Origin of the sequence: Actinospica durhamensis (assembly GCF_018139695.1) — a bacterium.
Classification (GTDB): Bacteria; Actinomycetota; Actinomycetes; order Streptomycetales; family Catenulisporaceae; genus Actinospica; species Actinospica durhamensis.
Genome location: NZ_JAGSOG010000492.1, coordinates 1 through 2,788 on the forward strand (window position 1 = coordinate 1; position 2,788 = coordinate 2,788).

The 2,788-nt window shown below is 66.5% G+C and carries 3 protein-coding genes; 1 reads left to right on the plus strand and 2 read right to left on the minus strand.

Going from position 1 to position 2,788, the window contains the following annotated elements:
- Positions 1 to 522 precede the first annotated feature (522 nt).
- Together KDL01_RS40295 and KDL01_RS40300 are read right to left on the minus strand one after the other, a co-directional pair.
- Complete coding sequence (locus KDL01_RS40295; RefSeq protein WP_212533995.1) at positions 523 to 789, minus strand: hypothetical protein; 267 nt, start codon at positions 787 to 789, stop codon at positions 523 to 525.
- A gap of 303 nt (positions 790 to 1,092) precedes the next feature.
- Positions 1,093 to 1,845, minus strand: coding sequence for a GntR family transcriptional regulator (locus KDL01_RS40300; protein WP_212533996.1), 753 nt, complete (start codon positions 1,843 to 1,845; stop codon positions 1,093 to 1,095).
- A gap of 126 nt (positions 1,846 to 1,971) precedes the next feature.
- On the opposite strand from KDL01_RS40300, the gene KDL01_RS40305 reads away from it, so the two are divergent.
- Positions 1,972 to 2,334, plus strand: coding sequence for an ATP-binding protein (locus tag KDL01_RS40305; RefSeq protein WP_212533997.1), 363 nt, complete (start codon positions 1,972 to 1,974; stop codon positions 2,332 to 2,334).
- The last annotated feature ends 454 nt before the right edge of the window (positions 2,335 to 2,788 follow it).

Genomic DNA, 2,788 nt, shown 5'->3' on the forward strand with positions numbered 1-2,788 from the left:
GACCATCCTCGCGGGAACCCCACGGCCGCCCACCGGGACATCGGTGGGCACCAGCCTGGACTTCCGCTGTCCGCCAGCCTCGCCATCCGCTGTCCGCCCAACAAGGTCACTTCGTGGCCGTTGACACTAAAACTCGTCTATCCCTATGTAGGTGCTTGGGAAGACGGGCGGGCGTACTCCCAGCTACCCGCTGCAGTGAACGGGATTCAAGGATTCGAAAGGAGTATGTATGACTTATATGATGAGGGCTTGGGGCCGAGGGGCTTAGTGCTGAAACCGAAGACTCCGAGGGCTAACGCCCGTAGACGTGGGTTGCGGTTGGCCGCAGCTGACCGTGCGTCATAAGTAGACGGGCGGTGGTGTGCTGTCGATGATGCTGGCTCCGAACCGCTGACGGAAGATCGCTTGGCGTGGGCGATCTTTGCAGCGGTACAGGTTCCAGTTCGTCATTCCGACTGCGCGCCAGGGTTTGACCTCATGGCCCCCGGTGTTGTCGATCGCCGTTCTGGTTCCTCTGCGGCATTACGGACCCTGTTGCTGCTGGGCCCAGCTCCGTCCCTCGGCACCTGGTCGTCCCCTTCGGCAGCTGATTCCGTCGGTGTCGGTGTCGGTGTCGGTGTCGGTGTCGGTGTCGGTGTCGATGTGGGCGCGGGTGCGAGCGCTGGTGCCGGTACCGGTGTCAGGGCTGGTGTTGATGTTGGTGTCAGTGCTGGTGTCAGTGCTGGTGCTGGTGCTGGTGCTGGTGCTGGCTGGTCTCGGGTCGGGTTGCGGCGGGCTTGGTTCCGTCATCGCCTTGCCAGGGCCGCGCTCGTCCTCGGCACGGGCGCGCTGTCGCTCGACGGTGCCGGTCGCGCCCTCGGCGGCACAGCTGATGCCAAGTGCGTTGCGGATATCGGGCGTGCTGCTGGCGTTTCGGGGCCCTGTGTTGCTCCCAGCTTCGTATTCGGATCTGGGCTTGGCTCAGGGATCCGCTTCGGGCTGGGTCGGACTCTGGGCTGGCCGTTGGGTCCGGACTCCGTGCCCGCCGTTGGCTCTGGTTCCTGAGTCTCGCCGTCGCAGTCGACGTCGATTCTGGTTCCGCCGCTGCGGTGCTCAGCCGATCGGGATTTCGTAGCGCGGGCGATAGGGCGGCGGGATGACGATGTCGGCCGTCTCCAGCGGGAGTTCGCCTTGCCAGTAGGTGCGCTCGATGACGATGACGGGGATTCCGGCACGCAGGCCGAGGCTGGTTGCTTCGGGGCTGGTCAACGTCCGTGGCACGAGGTCTTCCACAGCCATGTCCGGCTGATGGCCGATCAGTGCCATGCGGTCGGCGACGCCCTTGCCGGCGTGCGGGCCCTGTTCTGGCAGCATGATGTCGGTTCCGTGGGTGAGCGCGAGCGGTTCCCAGGACGTCGACAGGTACGTCGGCTCGCCGTCGGCGAGGAAAACGTACTCCGTACGCATCGTGCGGTCGCCCGGGTTGATGTGCAGGCGTTCGGCGATGGCTGGAGGCGCGGGCACGCGTTCGGAGTGTGCGCTCCACGTGCCGGTGCGGCCCTGGGCCGCCATGTCGGCATGCCAGGGTGAGCCCTTGGGCGACTCGCGGTACCACGAGCGCGTCATGCGGATCGATGCCGGACGCTCGCGGACGAGGGTCGGTGCGCCCGGTCGAGAGTGGATCAGACCCTCACGCATCAGCACCCGAGTCGCCTCGTACGCAGTCCGGTCGGACACCTGGAAGCGCTGCGCCAGCTCGGCAAGCGAGGGCAGCTGCTCGCCCGGCGCGAGTTCGCCGTCGAGGATCTGGCGGCGCAGTTCGTCGGCGATGCGCTGGTAAGCGGGCGTGTCGGGGATCGCTCTCACCTCGGCTCGAAAACTGTCTCCGCCGTTAGCTTGACGCCCCCTGTACAGAGCGCGCAAGCTCTGTACAGAACCGCGCTCTGTACAGAGGTATTGCCGCAAGGGCCCGACGGGCCGACAGGAGAGCACGTGAGCGAGTACGTCATCACGCTGCCCGCACTTCCGAGCATGGTGGGCATCGCCCGGCACGCCGTGACCGTGATCGTTGGGGATGCAGCGGTAGCGGATGACGCCGCGCGGATCGTCTCAGAGCTCGCCACGAACGCCGTTCTGCATGCCGCCAGAGGAAACGGGAGCGTCTTCGTGTTGAACATCGTCGAACTCGAGGGTGCGCTGAGGATCGCCATCACCGGCCCAACACCCACGTTGAACTGGAGCGGGAGCGGAGGCGACTTCGGGCGCGGCCTCGTGATCGTCGATGCCCTCGCGGCCAAGTGGGGGACCGACGTGCACGAGGACGGCGTCACCTGGTGGGCGGAGCTTGCGCGATGAGGTACCGGGCGACGAACGGCATCACGAACGCGGTGCTGACCGAATCGGAGGCACGCGCGGACTTCGACAGCGCCCAGTACGTGATCGGGGATTTCGGAGGCACGTTCGTCACGTGTCCGGTGGGCGAGTATGGACGGCTGCTCTCGTTGGCGGCTACCACGTACACGCCCATACGGGACAAGCTACATGCGCAGAGCACGACCCAAGGGCGAGAGCGGGGGCGGGACGGCACGTCCGGGGCGAGGCGATGGCGAGACGGCCTGGAGGCGCTGGAGACTCTGGGGCCGGAGTGGGGAGTGCTGGAGGCGTAGCGGGACGTGCCGGGGATGTGTCAGGGCTCTGGTAGCTGGTAGCTGGTAGCTGGTAGCTGGTAGCTGGTAGCTGGTAGCTGGTAGCTGGTAGCTGGAGGTGTCTGGCGGGTGAGCAGAGGGTCGGGAGCGACACGGGACTGGGG